Raw genomic sequence first — 21800 nt, 5'->3', positions numbered from 1 at the left:
GGCCGGGGACACTGGGACCCGCTGAGTTAGGGCAGGATGAGGGCATGGGCGAGATCGAGGAACTGCGGCGGCGGCTTGAGGCGCTGGAGGCGCAGATGCACGATGTCGTGGAGCAGCAGGCCGCGACGCGGCACCTGGCCGTGAACTCGGATCGCGACGTGGCCGCGCTGCAGGAGCAGCGGCGGGCCGATGTCCAGTTGATGCAGGCTCTGCGGCAGACGCAGTTGGAGCACAGCAAGACGCTCACAGAGCACACCAAGACGCTCACGGAGCACAGCAAGTTGCTCGGTGCCCTGGTGTCCGGTCAGGTCGCGATGATGGAACAGATCGGGACGCTGACCGAGCAGGTCGGGGCCATCGCCGCGCACCTTGGCATCGAACCGCCCGAGGCGCCGCAGGGCTGACGGTCACAGCGCTGCCGCGCCGTGCACCTTCAGGGCCTGGTCGTACTGCTGGAGGACCCATAGTTCGTTGCGGGCGGCGGCCAGTTGGGCGGGGTCGCCGCCGGCCTCCAGGCGGCGCACGGTGATCTGGATCTCCTGGATCCGCCGCGCGACGGCCCGGCGGCGGACGGTCACGAGCTGTTCGCCCGCGTACGTCTCGTCGACCGTGCGGCGCATGATGGCCTCGACGGCCAGCTCCGTGACCATCGCGCGGACGGTGTCGTCCGGGGCCGCCTCCCGCACCCGGACCAGGAACTCCTGCGGGTCCTGTACGCCGTACTCGGCGCCGCCCGCCTCGATGACGGCCTCGCGGACGGCCGCGTACGGGGCGGCGGTGAACTCGTCGACGCCGTACGCGTCGAACGCCGGGGAGACCAACTCCGGGCGCTGGAGGGCGAGTTTCAGCAGTTCACGTTCCGTGGCGTACACCGGGTTACGGAGGTTGAGGGCGGGGCCGGCCCCGGTACGGCGCGGGGCCGCCGCCTCGTACTGCTGCGGGCCACGGGCCGGCGCCGGGGCCCGCCCGCCGCCGCCTCGCTCGCGCGCCCAACGCGCCAGCTGGGCCACCCGCTTGACCACGAACTGGGTGTCCAGGATGCCGAGCAGACCGGCCAGTTCGACCGCGACCTCGTGCTGCGCGCCGCTGTTCTTGATGCGGGCGACGACGGGCGCGGCCTCGTCCAGGGCGGCCGCGCGGCCCGCCGGCGTGTCCAGGTCGTAGCGGCCGACGATCTGGCGCAGCGCGAACTCGAAGAGCGGCGTGCGGGGTTCGGCCAGGTCGGCCACCGCCTCGTCGCCCTTGGCCAGGCGCAGCTCACAGGGGTCCATGCCGTCGGGCGCGATGGCGATGTATGTCTCGGCGGCGAACTTCTGGTCGTCCTCGAAGGCGCGCAGCGCGGCCTTCTGGCCCGCCGCGTCCCCGTCGAACGTGAAGATCACCCGTGCCGAGCCGTTGTCCATCAGCAGCCGGCGCAGGATCTTGATGTGGTCGCCGCCGAAGGCCGTACCGCAGGTGGCGATGGCCGTGGTGACCCCGGCCAGATGGCAGGCCATCACATCGGTGTAGCCCTCGACGACCACCGCGCGGCTGCTCTTGGCGATCTCCTTCTTCGCCAGGTCGATGCCGTAGAGGACCTGGCTCTTCTTGTAGATCGCCGTCTCGGGGGTGTTGAGGTACTTGGGGCCGTTGTCCGCCTCGTACAGCTTGCGCGCGCCGAAGCCGACGACCTCGCCGCCGATGTCCCGGATCGGCCACATCAGACGGCCCCGGAACCGGTCGATGGGGCCGCGGCGGCCCTCCTGGGAGAGGCCGGAGAGGATCAGTTCCTTGTCGGTGAAGCCCTTGCCGCGCAGATAGCGGGTGAGGTGGTCCCAGCCCTGGGGGCTGTAGCCGACGCCGAAGTGCACGGCCGCGGCCTGGTCGAAGCCGCGCTCGGCGAGGAAGATGCGGCCGGTCTCGGCCTCGGGGCTGGTGGCGAGCTGTTCCGCGTACCACTGCGCGGCGATCTTGTGGGCCTCGACCAGGCGGATGCGCTCGCCGCGCTGGTGCGCCGGGTTGTAGCCGCCCTCCTCGTAGCGCAGGGTGATGCCCGCCTGGGCGGCGAGGCGTTCGACCGCCTCGGAGAAGGAGAGGTGGTCGACCTTCATCACGAACGTGATGGTGTCGCCGCCCTCCTGGCAGCCGAAGCAGTGGAAGAGTCCCTTGCTCGGGCTGACCTGGAAGGACGGCGACTTCTCGTCGTGGAAGGGGCACAGTCCCTTGAGGTTGCCGCCGCCGGCGTTGCGCAACTGGAGGTACTCGGACACCACGGCGTCAATCGGGACAGCGTCCCGCACCGCCTTCACGTCCTCATCATTGATCCGCCCAGCCACGAGGTGATTCTACGGGGACTGTCACGCCCCAAAGGGGCGCGGGACTGTGCTCGACATGCGGCTCCGCCGCGCGGGCGCGACCAGCCACAGACAACCCGCACCCGCCGGACAACAGACGAAGGCAGACGCTTAGGCGAGCGGTCAAGCCAGCGCGGACAGCGCCACGCGCGGATCAGCCAACCGCTCCGTATCCACCCGCACCCCGGAGCGGATCAGCCGCTGGATCGGCCCTGTGACATCCCACACGTTCACATTCATCCCGGCCAGCACCCTCCCCTCCTTGACCCAGAACGCGATGAACTCCCGCTTGCCCGCGTCCCCGCGGATCACGACCTGGTCGTACGAGCCGGGCGGCGCCCAGCCGCTGTACTCCATGCCCAGGTCGTACTGGTCGGTGAAGAAGTAGGGCACGCGGTCGTAGACCTCGTCCCTGCCGAGCATCGAGCGGGCCGCGGCGGGGCCGCCGCCCAGCGCGTTGGCCCAGTGCTCCACCCGCAGCCGGGTGCCGAACAGCGCGAGCGGGAAGGACGCCACGTCACCGGCCGCGTAGATGTCGGGGTCGGAGGTGCGCAGCCGCTCGTCCACCACGATGCCGCCGCCGTGCGCCCGGTCGGCGATCTCCAGGCCCGCCGACTCGGCCAGCGCGGTGCGCGGGGCCGCGCCGATCGCGGCGAGGACGTCGTGCGCGGGGTGCTCCTCGCCGTCGTCGGTGCGGGCGGCGAGGACCATGCCGTCCTGGCCGACGATCTCGGTGAGGCGCACGCCGAAGCGGAAGCGGACCCCGTGTTCCCGGTGCAGCTCGGCGAAGAGGTTGCCCAGCTCGGGTCCGAGCACCCCGTGCAGCGGGGTCGGCGCGGTCTGTACGACGGTGACCTCGGCGCCGTACTGGCGGGCCGCCGCCGCGACCTCAAGGCCGATCCAGCCGGCGCCCGCGATCACGAGGTGGCCGTTGTCCCGGCCGAGCGCGGCGAGCACCCCCTTGAGCCGCTCGGCGTGCGCGATGCGGCGCAGGTGGTGGACGCCCGCGAGGTCGGTGCCGGGGATGTCGAGGCGGCGGGGCTCGGCGCCGGTGGCGAGGAGCAGCTTGTCGTAGTGGACGAGGGTGCCGTCGTCGCCGAAGCGGACGGTCTTGGCGGCGCGGTCGATCGCGTCGACCGTCTGGCCGAGGTGGAGTTCGACGTCGTTCTGCGCGTACCAGGCGGGTTCGTGCACGAAGACGCTGTCGCGCTCCTCCTTGCCGAGCAGATAGCCCTTGGACAGCGGCGGGCGCTCATAGGGGCGGTCCCGTTCGTCGCAGATCAGTATCACCCGGCCGGTGAAGCCCTCCGACCGCAGCGTCTCCGCCGCCTTGGCCCCGGCCAGGCCCCCTCCGACGATGACGAATGTCTGGTCCGCGTCGACCACGTGATGCCTCCTCGTAAGCGTGCCGCCACATGAGCCTCCCGCACGGAGCGTGGCGCGGGAAGGGGGAGTGACCCGATCAGGCCACGGAGGGTCACGTTCGTGTCACATGCGTCACATCAGTCTCACGTGTTCGTCACGTCCGTCCCGTCAGGCGCGCGTGCAACGAGCGCGCGGAGGCGTCGGTGAGCGAGGCGATCTGGTCGACGATCACCCGCTTGCGGGCGCTGTCGTCCGCCGCCGCCTCGAACAGGGCCCGGAACTGCGGGTCCAGGCCGTCGGGGGCCCGCGCGGTCAGCGCCTCGGCCAGTTCGGCGACCACGACGCGCTGGTCCGCGCGCAGCCGCTCCTGCTCGGCGCGCTGCATCACATACCGGTCGGCGACCGCCTTGAGGACCGCGCACTCCATCCGGGTCGGCCGGGGCACGACGAGTTCGGCGCCGTACCGGGTCAGCCGCCCGCTGCCGTGGGCCGCCCGGGTGGCGCCCTCGGCGGCCAGGCAGAACCGGCCGATGAGCTGGCTGGTGGCGTCCTTGAGCCGGGCCTGGGCGACCGCGGTGCCGTCGTAGCCGTGCGGCCACCACTCCTGGTCCTGGAGCCGGTCGAGGGCGGCGGCCAGTTCGGCGTGGTCGGTGTCCGCGGGTACGTACCGGCCGACGGCGACCTCGAACACCGACCGGCGTTCCGGTCCCGCCCGCAGACTGCCGGGGTCGATGTGGCCGGCGTGCAGGCCGTCCTCGACGTCGTGCACCGAGTACGCCACGTCGTCGGACCAGTCCATGACCTGGGCCTCGAAGCAGGTGCGGGTGCCGGGGGCCTCCTTGCGGACCCAGTCGAAGACCGGCCGGTCGTCCTCGTACACGCCGAACTTGGGCGAGGCGGGGTCGCTGGGGTGGGCGCCGCGCGGCCAGGGGTACTTGGTCGCCGCGTCGAGGACCGCGCGGGTGAGGTTCAGCCCGACGGAGCCCTCCGGGGTGAAGCGTTTGGGTTCGATGCGGGTGAGCAGTCGGAGGGACTGGGCGTTGCCCTCGAAGCCGCCGCAGTCCCGTGCGAACTCGTTGAGCGCCTGCTCCCCGTTGTGGCCGAACGGCGGGTGGCCCAGGTCGTGGGAGAGGCAGGCCGCCTCGACCAGATCGGGGTCGCAGCCGAGGGCGGCGCCCAGCTCGCGGCCGACCTGGGCGCACTCCAGGGAGTGGGTGAGCCGGGTGCGTGGGCTGGCGTCCCAGGCCGGGCCCATGGTGCCGGGCGTCACCACCTGGGTCTTGCCGGCCAGGCGGCGCAGCGCGGCGGAGTGCAGCACGCGCGCGCGGTCGCGCTGGAACGCGGTGCGGCCCGGGCGTTTGTCGGGTTCGGGGGCCCAGCGGTCGGCCGACGCCGGGTCGTAGCCGGCAGGGGGTGCGGGTGCCATGGTTAGACCGTAAGCGCCGACCGGCACATCCGGACGACGACGGGGCGCCCGCGCGTCTGCCGGGGAGTGTCGGGGCGGGTGCGTCATGGGCCCCGCCGGGTACCTCTGGATGCCGCTGGGTACCTCCGGGTCACCTCCCGCTGGGTACCTCCGCGTGACCCCCCGCCGGGTACCTCCGGGTGACCCCCTGAGGGGTAGCTCCGCGTGACCTCCCGCGGGGTAGCTCCACCGGCTGCCCCCCGAGGGGCACCTCCGGGCGACCCCCGCCGGGTAACTCCGGGTGACCTCCCGCGGGGTAGCTCCACCGGCTACCCCCCGAGAGGTAGCTCCTCCGGCTGACCTCCCGAGGGGTGCCTCCGGGCGACCCTCCGAGGGGTAGCTCCGGGTGACCCCCCGCCGGGTAGCTCCACCGGCTGCCCCCGAGGGGTAGCTCCTCCGGCTGACCTCCCGAGGGGTACCTCCGGGCGACCCTCCGAGGGGTAGCTCCGGTTGACCACCCGCCGGGTACCACCGGGTGACCACCCGAGGGGTACGTCTACGGTGTTACGCCGAGGCCAGTTCCGGGGTTGTGGTCGTCGGGGTCGCCAATGCCCGGTCGTAGCGGTGCAGGATCAGGTGGGCCAGCGCGGGATGGGCGCCGAGCGGGGCGGAGGCGATCCAGGGGGCCTGTCCGGCGCACTGGGTGGCGAACCGGCCGGGGGCCGTGAAGCAGGAGGCCACCGCGATCCGGTGCCGGCCGCGGTCGGCCAGCGCGCGCAGCGCCGCGGGCACGGTCGGTGCCGCGGCGGACGCGTAGGCGGGGACGACGGGCACGCCCAGGCGGTCGGCGAGGAGGCGGGCCGTACGACGGGTGTCGGCCGCCGAGTCGGGGTCCCGGGAACCGGCGGCGGCGAGCACGATCCCGCTGCGGCGGCGGACGGCCTCGGTCGTCCGGGTGCGCCAGCCTGCCTCGGCGAGCCGGGCGCACAGGGTGTCCACGAGCAGCGGGTGCGGGCCGAGCGGGTCGGCCACGCGCGCGTGCGGGGCCGCGGCGGCGACCGCCTCCGGGATGTCCCGCTTGACGTGGTGGCCGCGGGTGAGCAGCAGCGGGACGAGCACCGCCGGGGCGCCGCCGAGAGCGGCGAGGGTGTCGGGCAGCAGCGGCTCGTTCAGCTCGATGTGGCCGAGCCGGACCGGCACGGCGGGACGCAGCCGCCGTACCCGCTCCATGATCGCGCGTACGGTGTGCAGCGCGCGCGGGTCGCGGCTGCCGTGCGCCACGAGGACCAGGGCGGGCGGCCCCGGGCGGCGGCTGCCGCCGAGCGCGGTACGGCCGAGCCGACCGGCCAGTCGACCGCTGACGCTGTCCATGAGGTGCGCCGTGCTGTCGAGGCGGACACGGGACTCGTCGCGAGGGTGGTTCGACGCCGTCATGAACCGATCGTGACGGCAGCAGGTTGCGTGCCCGTTGCCTGCCGGTCACGGACGTTTTCCGGCGGATCACGCCACCGGGCCGCGCGCCGTGAGGCGAACCGGACCACCGCGTGCCGCGTCCTCCAGAGCGGGAACCGACCGGGGCGAGACTCCCCGGGGAGAAACGGGGGCACCGCATGAGGATCCGTCGGCCGCGTCTGCCGCGCACCCGGGCCGGGCAGCGGCGGCTGGTGCAGGCCGTGGTGGCCGGGTGCGTGCTGGCCCTGTCCCCGGCGACCTGGCTGCATCTGTCCACGGCCGACCGGCTGCGCGGCACCGCGGACGCGCCGCGCGCCGAGGTCGCGGTCGTCTTCGGCGCCGGCCTGTGGAACGGTGAGCCGTCGCCGTACCTGGCGCACCGGCTGGACGAGGCGACACGGCTGTACCGGGCGGGCCGGATCGAGGTCGTCCTCGTCACCGGCGACAACAGCCGGGAGGACTACGACGAGCCGGACGCGATGCGTACGTATCTGACGCGGCACGGCGTGCCCGACGGGCGCATCGTCAGCGACTACGCGGGCTTCGACACCTGGGACTCCTGCGTCCGGGCGAAGAAGATCTTCGGCGTCGACCGGGCCCTGCTGATCAGCCAGGACTTCCACATCCGGCGCGCGGTGGCGCTGTGCGAGGCGGCGGGCATCGACTCCTACGGCGTCGGCGTGGCCGACGAGCGCGACGTCACCTGGTACTACGGCGGCGTCCGCGAGATCTTCGCGGCGGGCAAGGCGGCCCTGGAGACGGCGTTCCGACCTGACCCCCACTTCCTCGGCCCGAAGGAACCCGGAGTGCACGAGGCACTGGCGAGCCGGCGGTGACACGAGCGGCCCAGGGCCTGAAGCAGCCCTTGCTACTCCCCCTCCCCGAAGGGCGCGGTCGGGTCCACGTCGAATCCGTCCGTGATCCGGAACATCAACTCCAGGGCATCGGACGGCTGGTTCCCGCGGTGGTCCGGGCCGGGCAGGGCCTGCTCGGTCCAGATGCACTTTCCTTTCGCCGTGTAGCGGCTGCCCCAGCGTTGCGAGAGCGCCGTGATCAGTTGCAGCCCGCGGCCGCCTTCGTCGGTGTCCGCGGCGCGGCGCATACGGGGCATCGTGAGGCTGCCGTCGAAGACCTCGCAGATCAGTTCGGCTCCGTGCAGCAGCCGCAGGCCGACCGGGCCCTTGGCGTGCCGTACGACGTTGCCCACCAGTTCGCTGGCCAGCAGTTCCGTGGTGAATGTCAGGTCGTCCAGGCCCCAGGCGGAAAGCTGCTCACGGACGTGGCGGCGGGCCAGACCGGCCGCCTTCGGGTCCTCGGTGAGCGGCCAGGAGGCCATCCTGTCCGCGTTCAGGGCGTGGAGGCGGGCGACGAGGAGCGCTGTGTCATCGGCCGCTTGGTGCTCGGCGGGGAGCAGGCCGGCCGTCAGACTGTCGCAGAGGCGCTCCAGATCCGCGTCGCTGCCATCCTCGTGGGCGGTACGCAGGAGCCTGGCCAGGTCCGCCATGCCCGCGTCCATGTCACGTTTCGCCGACTCGACGAGGCCGTCGGTGTAGAGCACGACCAGGGTGCCTTCGGGCAGCGTCAGCTCGACTGTCTGGAACGGCGGCTCGGCCGCACCCAGAGGCGGGTCGGGGCCCAGTTCCGGGAACCGCACGGTGCCGTCGGGGTGTACCAGGGCCGGGGGCGGGTGCCCGGCGTGGGTGATGGAGCAGACCTGGGTGGTGGAGTCGTAGAGCACGTACAGGCAGGTCACATACGACTCCTCGCCCATGCCGCCGACGATTTCGTTGAGGTGCCCCATGATTTCGTCGGGAGGCAGTTCGAGACCGGCCAGGGTGTGGACGGCCGTGCGCAGGCGGCCCATGGCGGCCGCCTCGGGCAGCCCGTGGCCCATGACGTCACCGACGACGAGGGCGACCTGGCCGCTGGAGAGCGGGATGACGTCGTACCAGTCGCCGCCCACGTCCATGCCCTGCCCTGCGGGGAGGTAACGGGCGGCGGTCACGCATGCGGGCAACTCGGGCAGGCCGGTGGGAAGCAGGCTGCGCTGGAGTTCGCGGGACCGGATGCGCTCGGCGTCGTAGAGCCGGGCCCGCTCCAGGGCCTGCGCGACGAGGGCGCTGATCGTGGTCAGCAATGAGCGCTCGTCGTCGCTGAGCCGATGCGGACGGTCCCAGGACACGACGCACACTCCGAAGGTGTAACCGGACGCCGTCAGCGGCAGGAACGCCCAGGCCTGCTTGTGGGCGATGCCGGGCAGGTCGGTGTGATCAGGCGAGTACGCGGCGTATTCCTGCGGCGAGGACAGGAACGCCGGTGTTCCGGACCGGATCACATTCCAGGCCGGGCTGGTGCTCGCTGTGGTGCGGCTGTTCAGGAGGTCGAGGAAGTCGTCCGCGTAGCCGACGGCTCCGACACCGATGAGCCGCTTTCCTTCGATGGCCTGCACCATGAGTCCGGCGGCGTCGAACGGTGGCAGTACCCACTGTGCGACCGCGTCCACCACGTCCTGTGATGTCGTCGCCTTGGAGAGCGCCGCGGTCAGCTCCGTGATCCGGGCCGCTCGCTCGGACGCGGCACGCTCGGCCGCCCGGCGCTCCTCCTGCATACGCAGTTTCTCGGTGACGTCCGTCAGGTAGAGGACGCAGCCTACGGGCCCCGGGACCAGCCGCAGCCGGTAGCGACGCCCCGTGTCCCGCAGGCGTACGTCAAAGCTGGCGGGCTGCTCCCCGGCGGCGGCCTTCCGACAGCGACGCTCCAGGCCCTTGATCCACCGCGCGGGCAGATCCCACAGCACACGCCCGAAAAGCTCCTCCTGGGAGAACCCCAGCACATGTTCCGCTTCCAGGTTGGTGAAGATGATGCGCCATTCGGCGTCCACCGCCAGGAAACCGTCGCTCATCTGACGAAGGGCCCGGCTGAGCGCGTCCCGAGCGGAAGGCGACTCGCTGCTCTCCCATCGCACGCCGACCATCCGGAACGGCCGGCCCCGGTCGTCGTACGTGGGCAGACCGCGGGCCCGCGACCAGGCGTACGTGCCGTCCAGACGCCGTACCCGGTAAGCGGCCTCGTACACCGAGTGGTCGCGGATCGCCCGCTGCGCCTCCGCCAGTGTGGGTGCCAGGTCGTCGGGGTGGAGAACGTGCATCCAGTCCTGGACCTCTACGGTGTAATCGGCAGGTCTGCTGCCGTAGAACTCCATCATCGCCGCGTCCCAGATCAGCTCACCGGTCTGGAGGTTCCAGTCCCACCAGCCGACCCTGAGCCCTGGCACTCCCTGCCAGGGCTGCTCGCTGTCGGGCTCCTTCGGCGCGGATTCGGCCATCTTCGGAGCCTGGGACATGCGCTCCTCGGCCCATGCGACGACGGTCCGGAGGAAGTCCCAGTGCTCCGGGGTGGGCTCGCTCCGGTCGCCGGTCAGAACGGAGAGGGTGCCCACGATCTGGCCCCCGCCGGACACCGGCAGGGCGGCCAGGCCTGTGCCGGACCCTGGGGCGTCGGCGGCTTCGCCGGGGGGCAGCGGCAGCCATACAGCGGTGCCCCGGCGCAGGGCACGCGCCGGGGCAAGCGGGCTCTGCTGGTCGATGATCTCCCAGGGGCGGGTGAGGGCGGGTGGCAGACCGACGGCCGACGCCAGACACAAAGAGGACGCAGGAACACAGAGATGGACCATTCCACCCAGAGCGCGCAGCTCACCCACGGCGTGCTGGAGCGCCAGCCGGAAGACTTCGTTCTCCGGAACTCCGAGAGCCACCGTACTGAGCAAAGTCAGTCGCGGGTTCACACCGCAAACTTTACGCTCGGCTCCGGCGCCCGGGCGCCCCGTGAGCCGGGGCCCGGCGAGTGCTCCGGGGCCCCGCGTGGCCTGCGTACTCCCCGTGCGGTCAGGTGAGGGCTCCGGGGTGAGCGCCATCGGCACGATGGCGGCGGCGCACCAGTCGGCGCCGGGCCGGCGGCGGGTGTGACGCGGCGGAAACGGCCGGTCCCTCCCCGTGGTGTCGGGGAGGGACCGGCCGGTGTGTCCAGAGAGGCTGTGCCGGGGCGGGCTAGAGAACGGCTCCCGCGCTGTTCCGGCGGCGGATCAGGAGGAAGCCGCCGAGGGCCGCCGCGGCGGCCGCGCCACCGATGGCCGGGTCGATGACCGGGATCCCGGGGACCTCGGTCTTGACGCAGGAGTCGTTGTTGTCGGGGTTGGGGTCGGGCTCCGTACCCGTGACCTTGACGCAGTTGTTCAGCACGACCGTCTGCGCGGGGAAGGGAGCCTTGGCACGGACGGTGATGGTGTGGCTCTCACCGACGGCCAGCGGCCCGCCGGAGCAGGTCAGTTTGCCGGCGGCGATACCGCAGTCCGCGTTGGAGGTCTTGGCGTCGGTGATCCCCTCGGGCAGCGGGTCCGTCACCGTCCAGCGCGTGGCGGTGTTCGGCCCGTTGTTGGTGACCATGATCTGGTACTCGATGTCCTCGCCCGGACCCACCTTGGCCGGGCCGATCTTGATCACGGACAGGTCGGCCTGCGGGTTCACGAAGCCGAAGTCGGCGCCGTGGTCGTTCTGGCCCGCGCCCTTCGGGGTGACCTGGACGGCCGGGAAGGGGTTGCCGGACGTCTCACCGCTGGAGTCGATCTGGTCGTTGCCGCCCTGGTTCGGGCGGGTCGGCTTCCAGCCGTCCAGGACGCCACCGGCCTGGTAGTCGGCCGGGTTGTCCATCTTCACGGTGTACGTCTTGCCGTACTGGAAGTCCTCCGGCTTGACGTTCTTGGTCACGGTCGAGTCGAAGTAGTACTCGCCCCGCTCGTTGGTGACCGCCGTACCGATCTTGTTGCCGGCCGCGTCGTACAGGTTGACCGTGGCACCCACCACCGGTTCCTCACCGGGGTCCTGGATACCGTCCTGGTCAGCGTCCTTCCAGACCCGGTTGCCGATCTGCAGCGGCGCCTCGTCGCAGAGGACTTCCAGGTCGCCCATACCGCGCGCCTTGCCGAAGTCGTCGTTCAAGAAGAGGCCGTCCCCGTTGATGGCGCTGGTGCCGTTGTCCCGGTCCACCCACCGCACACCGCTGCCCGTCTTCTGGATCGGGTCCATCGCGGTGAACGGGAGCCTGTCCTCCACCGCGGAGAACGCCACACCACCCGTGCTGATCTCCTGGTGGCCACCGTCTACGGTGGCCATGTAGTCACCGGGGTAGAACTCCAGGACGTTCAAGCCCTCTCCGCCCGAGACCTCGGGGCCGGTGTTGTTGCTCTTGCAGCCGCCGTTGCCGTCCAGGACGAACATGTGGTTCCCGCCACGGCACGCCCGGTTGATGTCACCGCCGTTGACCGCGGTGGTCGCCGGCCAGGTGGCCGAGGTATCCGGCAACCGCCAGCCGCTGCGGTCGGCGAAACGGTCGGCGAAGCCGACGACCATGTCACCGTTGATCTCGAAGTTGATGTCGGTCAGCTCCGGCTCCGGGTTCTGGATCACCTCACCCGTGCACGCCTTGCCGTCCTGGGTCATGGGCCGGATGTTGGTCCAGGGATACCAGCTCGGGCCACCGCACGGGATGTGTGAGTACCCGCCGCGGGGGAAGTTCAGCGGCTGGTCCATGACCGTGCCGGTGAACTGGCCCGTGACCGGGTCGAAGACCTGCACGACCGCCCGCATGTCGGCCTTGCTGCCGGTCGACTGCGCCGAACACACACCGCCGACATACACCTTGCCCTCATGCAGACCCAGACCGAAGGGACGCCAGTCCCCCGGCGCGGCACACCCCGGGTCCTTGATCGGGTAGGACGCCTTCGGAGCGGCGGCGGTGGACTGCGTGGCGTCGTAACGGTAGAGCCTGCGGTCGTGCAGGTTGACGACGTACAGGTCCTTGCCGTCCGCGCTGACGTCCAGGTCGCCCAGCGACTCCTTGCCCACCACCGGACCGAACGCCTCGTCCATCCCGGCTTCCACACTCATGTTGTGCTGGGTGCTGCCGGGGTTGGGGACCTTGGTGAACACCACGGTCTGCTTGGTGTTCGGGTCGGTCCGGTAGATCGCACCCGCCTCGCCGGGACCGTACTTCGCCCCTCGCTTGGCATAGGCCGCGGAGAAGACCTGCTTGGTCACCCGGTTGACGCCGACACCCCAGACCGTGCCCGTCTGCCCGTTGTTCGCCAGGTCCGAGACAAGATCCGGATTCACCACGGCGTCGCCGCGCGTGCCGAACGGGAACGACGTCAGCGTGCGCTTGCTGTCCGGGGACGCACTACCGGGCGGAATGGAGGCGTTCTGACAGGCCGTGAACAGCATGGCGTTCTTCTGGCAGTAGTCCTCCGGGGACCAGAACGAGGTGGTGATCTCCACGTTCTTGCCACCCGACAGGTCCACGAACTCCACGTTCGACGACAGCACCGTCGGATCGATCAGGTTGGGCCGCGCCGAGGCGAACCCGGGGAAGAGCACCTTCGGGTCGGGGTTCTTCACCTCGACCCGGTACTTGCCGCCGCCCAGGCTGTTGCCCGGCGTCAGCTTCACCGTGCCGTCCGCCTGCGTCGTACCGGTGACCGACCGCCCGGCGTCGTCGGTCAGTACGACCGTGACCCCGGCCATGCCCGGTTCGAGCACCTGGTCCCACTTGCCGTTCGCGTTCACCTCACGCACGACCCGGACGGTCGCGTCACCGTCCCCGGAGTCGGCCACCGCCGGGGACACCGCCGTGACCACCCCCGTCGCCGCGAGCGACGCCGATAACGCGGCCGACAGGGCCAAGGACATACCGCCGGACCATCGCCGGCGCTGCCACTGATCCACTACCCGTTCCTTTCCTTGCCAATAGATGGACGTCCGGGGCGAGCCCGCTCGCACACCGGGACGCACCTATAGGAATCTTCACGGGCCTCTCACATGACGAGCGGATAAGCCGAACGGACGAGTTCACCGGCTCGCGAGGGCGCGGAGCTGTGCTACGGTCTCGGTGTTGCAGTTGTGGTACCCATGAACCCATGTGCGCCTGACGGGAATGTTTCTCCTGCAGGCGCATTGTTCGTTTCCGGCATCTCCGGATGGGGCCTCTGCCTACAGAAGGAGAGTGACATGGCACAGGGAACCGTGAAGTGGTTCAACGCCGAAAAGGGTTTCGGGTTCATCGAGCAGGACGGCGGCGGCCCCGACGTCTTCGCTCACTACTCGAACATCCAGAGCCAGGGCTTCCGTGAGCTTCAGGAGGGCCAGCGGGTCTCGTTCGACGTCACGCAGGGCCAGAAGGGCCCGCAGGCGGAGAACATCGTCCCCGCCTGATCGCCGGACGCGTATCCGCTCTCACCGGGGTCCGCACCGTCATGGTGCGGACCTCGGTTTGTGCTGTTTTCAGGAAGGCAGATCACTGCATGTCCCGCAGACCCCAGAAGCCGAACCGGCGCGCCTCCTCGCCCCGGCCGTCCGCGTCATCGCCCCGGCCGTCCGCGTCGTCACCGAGGGAGTTCCGGCTGCCGGAAAGCACGACACCCGCGCTCCCCGCCGTCGAGGACTTCGCCGGTCTCGACATGCCCGCGGGGCTGCTGACGACCCTGACCGCACAGGGCGTGACCACCCCCTTCCCCATCCAGGCCGCCACCCTGCCCAACTCGCTCGCCGGCCGTGACGTGCTCGCCCGGGGACGCACCGGTTCCGGCAAGACCCTGGCGTTCGGGCTCGCGCTGCTGGCCCGTACGGCGGGGCTGCGCGCGGAGCCCAAGGCGCCCCTCGCCCTGGTGCTGGTGCCCACCCGTGAACTCGCCCAGCAGGTGACGGACGCGCTGACCCCGTACGCGGCAGCGGTGAACCTGCGGCTGGCCACCGTGGTCGGCGGGCTGTCCATCACCAAGCAGGCCGGTGCGCTGCGGCGCGGCGCCGAGGTGGTCGTGGCGAGCCCCGGACGACTCAACGACCTCGTGGAGCGCGGGGACTGCGTGCTCGACCACGTACGCATCACCGTGCTGGACGAAGCCGACCAGATGACCGACATGGGTTTCCTGCCACAGATCACCAAGCTGATCCGGCAAGTACGGCCCGACGGGCAGCGCATGCTCTTCTCGGCGACCCTGGACCGCACCATCGACCGCCTGGTGCAGCAGTTCCTGACCGACCCCGTGGTGCACTCCGTCGACCCGTCTGCGGGGGCGGTGACCACCATGGAACACCATGTGCTGCACCTCCAGGACGAGACCGACAAGAAGGCGGTCACCACGCGTATCGCGGCCCGTGACGGCCGGGTCATCCTCTTCCTCGACACCAAGAGGTCGGCCGACCGGCTCGCCAAGCGCCTGCTGGCCGTCGGCGTCCGCGCGGCGGCACTGCACGGGGGCCGCTCCCAGCCGCAGCGCAACCGCACCCTGGAGCAGTTCAAGAACGGCCAGGTCACCGCGCTGGTGGCGACGAACGTCGCGGCCCGTGGCATACACATCGACGACCTCGACCTCGTGGTGAACGTCGATCCGCCGGCCGACCACAAGGACTACCTCCACCGGGGTGGCCGCACGGCGCGCGCCGGCGGTTCCGGCAGCGTGGTCACGCTGGTCCTGCCCGAGCAGAAACGGGACGTCACCCGGCTCATGTCGGACGCGGGCATCCGGCCGCGGACGGCCCGCATCACATCGAGCGACGCGGAACTCGCCACCATCACCGGCGCCCGTGAGCCGTCCGGCGTGGCCGTCACCATCGAGGTCCCCCAGCCGCCGGCCCCGGCGCCCCGCCCCGCCCGCAAAACCAACACCGAGCCCGGCAGACGATCCGGGCGCCGCCGCGGCGCCGGGTCCCCGGCGACGGGCGCTGCCACGGGCACGGGGGGCCAGGGCTCCGACCGCCGGTCCGCGACGACAGCCTCTGGCGGTGCAGCCGGGACGAGAGCCTCCGCCGGTGCCGCTGGCGCGACAGCCTCCGCCGGTACGTCCGCGACCGGCGGACGTCGCGCTCCCCGCCGGACGGGATCGAGCGGCGCCACCGGGGCGACAGCCTCGACCGGCACCTCCACGACCAGCGCGCGTCGCGCTCCTCGCCGGACGGCATCGGGCGGAGCCGCGGGCGGGGCCACCGGGGCGAAGGACCGTGGCTCCGACCGCCAGTCCGCGGCCGGTACGGCGACCGGCGCCACCTCCGCCAAGACCGCCCGCGGATCCGGCCGCCGCGCCTCCGCCTCCTAGACCGGGGCCGGGCAACGTCGGACCGCACGGGGGCGGGGGCGAGCTGGACTGCGCGGGGGTGGTCAGGTGGCGTACTCCGGTTCGTGCAGCGCCGCCTTGCGGACGAGATCGGCGGCGTCGCCCAGGTCCAGTCCGTCGAGGTACGTCCTGAGCGCTTGTACGGTGTCGGCCAGTCGGTCGGTGAGTGTGGGACTCAACAGGTCGCGGGGCGCGATGGCGCGCCGGAAATCCTGCTCTTCGATCGCGCGGGCCACGAGCTTTTCCGCGAGCCACAGGGGAGTGCGCTCGCGGATGGCATAGGTGAGGTGGACGCTGTCCTCGGTGTGGCCCAGGGCGTGGGGGTTGTGCACCCAGCCTCTCGGCAACAGCAGGGTCTGCCCGGCCTCAAGGTCGATCGACAGGTCGGGCCCGGCATCCTCCCAGCCCGGGACGAAGTCGGGCTGCCAGACCCTAAACGACTCCTGGTACTCGCGCATGGGGGCTTCGTACATCGGTTTCCACAACTGCCACGTCTTGGCGCCGGCGATCTGTACGACGAGCGCCATCTGCTGGTCCCAGTGGTGCAGCAGCCCCTGTTCACCGGCCGGGGTGAGGAAGGCATGGACGTAGTTGCTGTAGCCGGTCTCCCGCTGGATGGCCTTGGACATGGTCGCGAAGGCCGGGATGACGCGCTGGAGGTTGCCCAGACGGATGGTGTGGCCGTCGGTGTAGAGCGTGCGGAGTTTGACGGGGTCGGTACGCCCGTCGGTTTTGAAGGCCTCCCGGTTGGCGGGGCCGGCCTTCATGACCGCGACCTCGGCGGCTGGGACGCATCCCGTGTCGATCCACTCGTGCAGGGAGCGGACGGTGACGATGCTGTCGAGTGCCGTGCGCCCGCGCGCGTACACGCGGGGCTCGGTGGGCCAGTCGGCCAGCAGGCCGGCCAGCTCCTGCGGGGGCAGCAGCAGGTTCAGCGACATCTGATCTCCTCGTCATTGAGGGAGCAGGGGGCACTTCAGGTCCGGGTGGAAGAGGTTCGGGCAGCACACGACGGCCAGTGAGAGGAGGCTGCGCGTCTGGGTGTAGTGGACCCAGGTGACGTCGACTCCCCGGGGGAGGACATCGGCGGCGTAGGCGAGTTTTCCGTCAAGGCTGATGTAGGCCTGCCTGCCGTCGATTCGCTCGTACGGCGGGTGGTCGGTGTACCCGCGCTTCAGCCATGTGAGTGCCTCGGCGGCGTCCGTCCAGGTGCGGTCGGTCGCGGTCTGTCCTTCCTTGGCCAGCCAGTGGCCGGTCATCAGCGGCGGCAGGCTGGACGTGGCGAACTCGCCGCCGGCCTCTTGATAGCGGGTGGCGAAGTCCGCGTCGGGTCGTGGCCGCACAGGGTGCGGCGGCCTCCTGTTGCCCTCCTTCGCGTAGTGGCCGGGCGAGCCGAGCCAGGGACCGAAGCCGTGCCAGTGCCCGGCCCACGTCTGACTGGTGACCTTGGGTTCCTCTGGTGCGATGGTGGTCATGCGTCCTCCGGACGGGCCGACCCGCCGATGCGGGGCGGCCCGTGGTGTGCGGTGAGGTGGGCGGTCAGGCTAGAGCGTCAGACCCCGGGCGCGGGCCCAGCGGACGGCGAACGTGTCCAGCTCCGCCCCGGTCATGCGCAGCTCGCGCCCGGAGCCCTCGGGCTTGGAGTCGGTGACGGCGAAGGCGTCCGTACCGGCCAGTCGGGTGGTGGTCACGCACGTCTCGTTGTCGCCGCCGAGGTTGCCGCCGCACCACGTGCGTGCGGAGGCGTCGGCGGCTGCGGGCAACTCGTAGAGGTTGGTCCTGGCCATGGCTGACCTCCGGTGATCCTGTTCGGAGAAGCGGTCTCCGTGCCGTGGTACGCCCGCCTCGCCGTTCGTCCCGTACGGGGCTGGGCGGGGCGGAGGTCTTCTCACACCCTCCGACGGTAGAAACCCGTTCAGGGAGCCCGCTACGGAGTTGCACCGAATTACACGGCAGTTGTAGCCGCAGGCCATGGCCAATACGTACTCTTGACCGCGTGACTCATAGGCAAGACGGTGGTGTAAATCGCTGCAACCGACTAGCGCGGGAGGCAAGCCACCGATGACCATTCACTTCGTCGGGATCGATCCCGAGACGGACGAGGACGGATGCCCCACCGTCTGGGTGGACCCGGACACGGAAGACCTGCTGATCCAGAGCTACCGAGCCGACGAGGAGACGACCGCGGCCTGCGACGCTTTGTCCCCGGCCCGAGCGCCCATCCCACCTGGGGAAACCATCATCAGGATCCCGGTCCGCATGATCCCGATTCTCAGGAAGGCATGCGATGAACTCGGTCCCGGAGTTCGCTGAACTCCTCGCCGCCACCACCAAGTCGGCCGTCCACCTGGAGATGCGGGACGCCTACTACAGCAACCCCCGCTTCGAGGCATGGCAGGACGGCGAACGTATCGACTGGGACGACCGGGCCTCCTGGTGGCGTCCCTTCCACGGGGACATCGCCAACGCGGTCGACCGCGGCGTGACCATCCGCCGCGCCCGGATCATCTCCGAGCCGGTCACCGACTACATCCGCTGGGAGCATTACCAGACCCGCGCCAATCTGGAGGCCGGCGAGCATGTGCGCTGGCTGCCGCGGAGTCAGGCCTGGGACCTTCTCCTGCCCGGTAGCGACCTGTGGATCTTTGACGAGCGTCTGATGCGTGTTCACCACTTCTCCGGTGACGGCGAGTGGATCAGCAAGGAACTGTGCGACGACGCTACCGTGGTCGACCAGCACGCGGCTGCGTTCGAACGGATCTGGGAGCGGGCCGTCCCGCACGACCAGTACGAGGTCAAGTAACCAGGACATGGTCCCATTCCCCACGTCCAGCCTGCAGGAAGCGCGCGCAGCTGTCGCGGCACGGCTGAGGGAGCTGCGCCTGGACGCAGGCATCACCAGCAAGGAACTTGCTCGCCTGGCGGGCTGGTCCGTGGCCAAGTCCTCCAGGATCGAGAACGCCGTAACCGCCCCGTCCGATGCCGACATACGCGCCTGGTGCACAGCGTGCGGGGCCGACGACCAGGCGCCCGACATCATCGCGTCCAACCGGCAGGCCGACTCCATGTACCTGCAATGGAAGCGGCTCCAGCGCACCGGCATGAAACAACTGGCAGAGACGTCCGCCAAGCTGTACGAGCGCACCCGTACGTTCCGCGTGTACGCCTCCCACGTCATGCCCGGTTACCTTCAGAGACCCGGTTACGCCACCGCGCTCATGGGCACCATCGCGGGATTCCGCGGCACCCCGGACGACGTCAGCGAAGCGGTCGCCGTGCGCATGCGACGCGCCCGGGTCCTACAAGAAGGCGACCACCGGTTTGCGACTCTGATCGAGGAGCACGTCCTCAACCACCGCATAGGCGACAAGGACGTCATGGCCGGACAGCTCGGCCACCTGCTTGCCGCGATGACCTTGCCATCCATGTCGCTGGGCATCATCCCGGTCGGCACCTCCAGGGAAGGTGCCATGTGGCCTCTTGAGCAGTTCACCGTCTTCGACGAGACACGGATCCATGTGGAACTGCTTGCGGCGAAGGTGACCGTCACAGCACCCGGCGAACTGGACATCTACCTGCGAGCGTTCGCCCGGCTTGCGGAGTTGGCCGTGTACGGGGCCGAGGCGCGGGCGTTGATCCTCAAGGCGATCGCAGCGCTGACCTGACTCTGAACGCGGGAGTGTGGCCCCGCCCTCCCGCCGGGCGGGAAGAGCGGGGCCGGGTGCGTGCGCTCAGGTGGTGCGGAACCCTCCGGTCTTTACGCCGGTCACGAATGAGGTGAAGGCGTGGGCCGGGAGGTCCAGCACCGGGCCGTTCGGGTCCTTGGAGTCACGGACGGGGACCAGGCCGCGCGAGGCGACGAGGTTGGCGGCGACCTCGACGCACTGGCCGCCGTTGTTGCTGTAGGAGGACGTGAACCAACGGGGGGATTCGGTCGTCACAGGGTGTCCTTCGTGGTGCCGAACCGCCCGGTCTTGACACCGGCCACGAATGACGTGAACGCGTGGGCCGGGAGGTCCAGCACCGGGCCGTTCGGGTCCTTGGAGTCACGGACGGGGACCAGGCCGCGCGAGGCGACAAGGTTTGTGGCGACCTCGACGCACTGGCCGCCGTTTTCGCTGTAGGAGGACGTGATCCAACGCGGGTTCTCGGTCGTCACTGGATGCCCTTTCCTGGCTGGCTGATCATGGCCACTGATTCCGCCTGCGAGCAGGCTTCGGCCTGTAGTTGATGGTAGGCCGTCAGTATGGGTAGTACGAACGTGCTGTCGCGTTCGAGATGACCCCGATGGGCGGACTCGGCGTACGACACCAGCGAGCGGTCCGGCAACGTCAGCAGCGTCACCGGCAGGCTGAACGGACGACGGGACCCCATGCTGAACGGCGCGACCTGGAGCACCGTCGTGGGCAGTTCGGCGAACTCGGCGAGACGCGCCAACTGGGCCTTCATGACGGCGGGTTCGCCGATGGGCCGACGGATGCAGCTCTCGTCCAGCACCACGAAGATCAAGGGCGGCGGCGTCCGGACGAGCGACGCTTGCCGCGCCGCAACGAGCGCCACTCGCTCATCTGCCTGTTCAGTGGTGATAGTCCCCCGCTTTACGTCGCTCTGAGCGAGCACTGCCGCGTACTCCGGTGTCTGGAGCAGTCCCGGGATGACACCGACCTCATACAGCCGGATCTCCGCCGCGCGTCCCTCGTGCTCGACGAACTGCGGAAAGCCCTCCAGCAGTGCCGTCTGCCGTACCGCGCTGCCCTGGCGTTCGAGTTGGCTGCCCGTGCCCAGCGCTCTGTCCGCACTCCGCGCGAAGTGCGGAGTTGGAGATCGGCGACCGGTTTCGACCGCTGAAATATGCGTCCCGGAATAGCCCATCCGTTCGGCCAGCTCGTCCTGGGTCCAGCCGCGCTCGTCTCTCAGCGTGCGCAGACGCTGACCAAAAGCGGCCTTTGGTGACTTTTCCGGGTCCAGTTCTTTTCGGTTCACCGGCGACGCCTAACTATCCGTGCAAATAGCGCAGGTTGAAGACGGCTCAACCGTAGTCCACGCTGAACCCGCTTGGTAGTGGAATCACTACGGAGAGGAGTGGTCGTGTCCGGTAACAACGACCCCGCCGAGCGGCAGCAAACCCCCCACCTTCCCACCCCCGGCACGCTGATGGTGGACGCCGACCAACGGGTCGGAGAGTTCCGCGGCGAGGCGTACGGGTTCTGGTTCCTGCGCCCCGTAACAGGCGGCAAGGAATGGTCCGTTGTCCCCGAGGACGTACAACCGGCAGGCCCAGCGGAGCGCTTGCGCGCTGAGACGGCCCGTGCGAACGCGCGAAGCCGGGGTGAGGTGCTGTGACCGGGCCGACCCGCCGCGGCGAACCGGTCTCGCGCCGCCCGACCCCGTCGGTGAGGGCCGCAGCGCGTGAGGCGGCGCGCGCGGACAAGGACGCGATCATCGAGCGGTACCGGGCGCGCGAGCCGGTGCGCCGGATCGCCGACGCGTACGGCGTGACCGCGAGCTGGCTGGCCCTTCGGCTGGACGAATGGGGCGTACCGCGTCGGCAACATCACGAGGCACACTTGCACCGCCGGCCCGTCCAACGCCTGTTCCGCGGGCGTGAGGAGCGCCGGAGCGGGGACGAAGTGCGGGCAGCACAGGCCGAGTTCACGAAGAGCCGTACGAGCGTGACCGCGCGCTACCGCGATGGCGAATCCGTCGCGTCCCTCGCCCGGTCGTTCCACGTCAGCCACGCGTGGGCCGCGGAACGGCTGGACGAGTGGGGCGTGGACCGCCGGGCCCGGCCCGCCACGCGTGTCTGCGCGCGCTGTCTGCGGGAGACGACCGAGGCGGTGCTCGTGGAGTGGATCGACACCGGAAGCGGACCCGGGGTCGAGGTGTGGACGTGCCCGGAGCACGTGAAGGGATACAACCCGGACGAGAAGGGCCCCCGGCGCTGAGCCTCCGGGCCGCGGTGAGGCGCTGGAAAACCGGTGGAGCGGTGCCGCTGGGCGCCGTTACCGTGCTGCCGGACCAAGTCGTCTGGGCAAGGACGTGCCGTTGTACACCTCGTGAGACTCCCCGAGCGCTGATCTGTCGC

General features: G+C 70.5%; 21 protein-coding genes. 9 read left to right on the top strand and 12 right to left on the bottom strand.

Annotated elements, in window-relative coordinates:
* Window positions 1–44: 44 nt before the first annotated feature.
* On the top strand, window positions 45–404 hold the full coding sequence (locus tag AC27LF_RS15735) for a hypothetical protein (RefSeq protein ID WP_479658974.1): 360 nt from the start codon (window positions 45–47) through the stop codon (window positions 402–404).
* 3 nt (window positions 405–407) lie between these two features.
* Here AC27LF_RS15735 and dnaG read toward each other — a convergent pair whose 3' ends face one another.
* The 4 genes from dnaG to AC27LF_RS15715 form a co-directional block, all read right to left on the bottom strand.
* The gene (dnaG, locus tag AC27LF_RS15730) at window positions 408–2315 is read right to left on the bottom strand and encodes a DNA primase (protein ID WP_479658973.1); all 1908 of its coding nucleotides are present in this window, start codon (window positions 2313–2315) and stop codon (window positions 408–410) included.
* Between the two features lie 141 nt (window positions 2316–2456).
* Entirely contained in the window at window positions 2457–3719 is a 1263-nt protein-coding gene (locus tag AC27LF_RS15725) for an NAD(P)/FAD-dependent oxidoreductase (protein ID WP_479658972.1), read from the bottom strand.
* Window positions 3720–3852: 133 nt separating this feature from the next.
* Complete coding sequence (locus AC27LF_RS15720) at window positions 3853–5124, bottom strand: deoxyguanosinetriphosphate triphosphohydrolase (RefSeq protein WP_479658971.1); 1272 nt, start codon at window positions 5122–5124, stop codon at window positions 3853–3855.
* Between the two features lie 543 nt (window positions 5125–5667).
* Complete coding sequence (locus tag AC27LF_RS15715) at window positions 5668–6537, bottom strand: sirohydrochlorin chelatase (protein WP_479658970.1); 870 nt, start codon at window positions 6535–6537, stop codon at window positions 5668–5670.
* 176 nt (window positions 6538–6713) lie between these two features.
* Here AC27LF_RS15715 and AC27LF_RS15710 point away from each other — a divergent pair, with 176 nt between their 5' ends.
* Window positions 6714–7391, top strand: a complete 678-nt coding sequence (locus tag AC27LF_RS15710; protein ID WP_479658969.1) for a SanA/YdcF family protein — start codon at window positions 6714–6716, stop codon at window positions 7389–7391.
* A gap of 32 nt (window positions 7392–7423) precedes the next feature.
* Here the strand turns inward: AC27LF_RS15710 and AC27LF_RS15705 are convergent, their stop codons facing one another.
* Window positions 7424–10339 (bottom strand): ATP-binding SpoIIE family protein phosphatase, encoded by a 2916-nt coding sequence (locus AC27LF_RS15705; protein WP_479658968.1) that lies wholly within the window; start codon window positions 10337–10339, stop codon window positions 7424–7426.
* A gap of 262 nt (window positions 10340–10601) precedes the next feature.
* On the bottom strand, window positions 10602–13295 hold the full coding sequence (locus AC27LF_RS15700; protein ID WP_479658967.1) for an SdrD B-like domain-containing protein: 2694 nt from the start codon (window positions 13293–13295) through the stop codon (window positions 10602–10604).
* 318 nt (window positions 13296–13613) lie between these two features.
* On the opposite strand from AC27LF_RS15700, the gene AC27LF_RS15695 reads away from it, so the two are divergent.
* Complete coding sequence (locus tag AC27LF_RS15695) at window positions 13614–13817, top strand: cold-shock protein (protein WP_059194910.1); 204 nt, start codon at window positions 13614–13616, stop codon at window positions 13815–13817.
* 89 nt (window positions 13818–13906) lie between these two features.
* Window positions 13907–15697, top strand: a complete 1791-nt coding sequence (locus AC27LF_RS15690) for a DEAD/DEAH box helicase (RefSeq protein WP_479662980.1) — start codon at window positions 13907–13909, stop codon at window positions 15695–15697.
* Window positions 15698–15759: 62 nt separating this feature from the next.
* Here AC27LF_RS15690 and AC27LF_RS15685 read toward each other — a convergent pair whose 3' ends face one another.
* From AC27LF_RS15685 to AC27LF_RS15675, 3 genes are all read right to left on the bottom strand, one after another.
* Window positions 15760–16656, bottom strand: a complete 897-nt coding sequence (locus AC27LF_RS15685) for a JmjC domain-containing protein (protein WP_479658965.1) — start codon at window positions 16654–16656, stop codon at window positions 15760–15762.
* A gap of 12 nt (window positions 16657–16668) precedes the next feature.
* The gene (locus AC27LF_RS15680) at window positions 16669–17190 is read right to left on the bottom strand and encodes a hypothetical protein (RefSeq protein ID WP_479658964.1); all 522 of its coding nucleotides are present in this window, start codon (window positions 17188–17190) and stop codon (window positions 16669–16671) included.
* Window positions 17191–17259: 69 nt separating this feature from the next.
* A complete protein-coding gene (locus tag AC27LF_RS15675) occupies window positions 17260–17502 on the bottom strand; it encodes a DUF397 domain-containing protein (RefSeq protein ID WP_479658963.1) in 243 nt (80 codons plus the stop codon).
* Window positions 17503–17776: 274 nt separating this feature from the next.
* Between AC27LF_RS15675 and AC27LF_RS15670 the strand changes: the two genes are divergently transcribed.
* From AC27LF_RS15670 to AC27LF_RS15660, 3 genes are read left to right on the top strand one after another with little or no spacing between them, the layout of a single operon-like run.
* Complete coding sequence (locus AC27LF_RS15670; RefSeq protein ID WP_479658962.1) at window positions 17777–18028, top strand: hypothetical protein; 252 nt, start codon at window positions 17777–17779, stop codon at window positions 18026–18028.
* Complete coding sequence (locus AC27LF_RS15665; protein ID WP_479658961.1) at window positions 18003–18518, top strand: DUF6879 family protein; 516 nt, start codon at window positions 18003–18005, stop codon at window positions 18516–18518. The genes AC27LF_RS15670 and AC27LF_RS15665 overlap by 26 nt, the downstream gene beginning before the upstream one ends.
* A 7-nt stretch (window positions 18519–18525) precedes the next feature.
* Window positions 18526–19380: a helix-turn-helix domain-containing protein gene (locus AC27LF_RS15660; RefSeq protein WP_479658960.1), complete on the top strand. Its 855-nt coding sequence runs from the start codon at window positions 18526–18528 to the stop codon at window positions 19378–19380.
* A 66-nt stretch (window positions 19381–19446) separates the two neighbouring features.
* On the opposite strand, the gene AC27LF_RS15655 is transcribed toward AC27LF_RS15660, so the two are convergent.
* The 3 genes from AC27LF_RS15655 to AC27LF_RS15645 are packed head-to-tail and all read right to left on the bottom strand — an operon-like array spanning window position 19447 to window position 20698.
* Window positions 19447–19656 carry a DUF397 domain-containing protein gene (locus tag AC27LF_RS15655; RefSeq protein ID WP_479658959.1) on the bottom strand — a complete coding sequence of 70 codons (210 nt, stop codon included), beginning with the start codon at window positions 19654–19656 and terminating at the stop codon, window positions 19447–19449.
* Complete coding sequence (locus tag AC27LF_RS15650) at window positions 19653–19874, bottom strand: DUF397 domain-containing protein (protein WP_479658958.1); 222 nt, start codon at window positions 19872–19874, stop codon at window positions 19653–19655. The genes AC27LF_RS15655 and AC27LF_RS15650 overlap by 4 nt, the downstream gene beginning before the upstream one ends.
* Window positions 19871–20698 carry a helix-turn-helix domain-containing protein gene (locus tag AC27LF_RS15645; RefSeq protein WP_479658957.1) on the bottom strand — a complete coding sequence of 276 codons (828 nt, stop codon included), beginning with the start codon at window positions 20696–20698 and terminating at the stop codon, window positions 19871–19873. Before AC27LF_RS15645 ends, AC27LF_RS15650 begins: the two co-directional genes overlap by 4 nt.
* A 105-nt stretch (window positions 20699–20803) precedes the next feature.
* On the opposite strand from AC27LF_RS15645, the gene AC27LF_RS15640 reads away from it, so the two are divergent.
* Together AC27LF_RS15640 and AC27LF_RS15635 are read left to right on the top strand one after the other, a co-directional pair.
* A complete protein-coding gene (locus AC27LF_RS15640; protein ID WP_479658956.1) occupies window positions 20804–21058 on the top strand; it encodes a hypothetical protein in 255 nt (84 codons plus the stop codon).
* A complete protein-coding gene (locus tag AC27LF_RS15635; protein WP_479658955.1) occupies window positions 21055–21660 on the top strand; it encodes a hypothetical protein in 606 nt (201 codons plus the stop codon). Before AC27LF_RS15640 ends, AC27LF_RS15635 begins: the two co-directional genes overlap by 4 nt.
* Window positions 21661–21800: the final 140 nt, after the last annotated feature.

This window comes from Streptomyces diversicolor (assembly GCF_057537855.1).
The sequence above is the reverse complement of the archived record's forward strand: the minus strand, read 5'-3'. Positions and strand labels throughout refer to the sequence as shown.